Consider the following 809-nt stretch of genomic DNA (forward strand, 5'->3'; position numbering starts at 1 on the left):
ACTATCGGAAATAGTCGCCACATCGGAAAGATATACTGGTCGCCCTTTCGATACACCTACAATTACTTTGTGCATATCCGCTACACTTTGGAATCGACCAGGAACCCGTAGATAATACTCAATTCGCCCTTCTTTTAGAGACCCTGAAGGAATGTTAATATTCTCCCGTTCAAGAGCTTGCACTACTGATTGTGGAGCTAGTCCATACGCTTCAATTTTATCTACATTGAGTTGTACCTGTATCTCCCGTCGATCCCCACCGTAGATCAGAACTTGCCCTACACCAGAAATACGGGAAATTGTTTCGGAAATAGTTTTATCTGCATAATGATAAAGACTGGGAAAGGACTCGTCTGCCGTTAGAGACATTACAAGGACAGGAACCGTCCCTGAAGTTATTCTCAACAAAATTGGCTCCTCTGCATCGCTAGGTAGATCTCGTTTAGCGAAGTTCACCGCATCTCGAACATCTCCTATTTTGACATCCAAGTCTTCCCCCCAATCAAACTTCACGGAAACAACAGATATGTTATCTTGGGACTTTGAAAGGATAGTATCTACCCCTTCTATCATGGCAACGTGATTCTCTACTATTTTGGAAACTCGCTGCTCTACATCGCTAGCAGAAGCTCCTGGCCATGAAGTCAAAATATTAATAACTGGAGGTTCTATTTCAGGCAATAAATCTACTTTTAAAGATGTGAAAACAATACCACCAAGCAATATGACTACAAGAAAGATCATAAGGGTGGTTACTCGCCGCTTAACCGAAAATTCTGGAAGATTCATCGCTGAACCACCTCAATTGG

Annotated in this window: 1 protein-coding gene; it reads right to left on the reverse strand. The window is 42.3% G+C overall.

The features are described from left to right. A partial coding sequence (locus B4J50_RS08750) for an efflux RND transporter permease subunit (protein WP_286954099.1) occupies window positions 1-789 on the reverse strand: 789 nt, incomplete at its 3' end. Window positions 790-809: the final 20 nt, after the last annotated feature.

The organism is Aminobacterium sp. UBA4908, from assembly GCF_002398115.1.
GTDB lineage: Bacteria > Synergistota > Synergistia > Synergistales > Aminobacteriaceae > Aminobacterium > Aminobacterium mobile.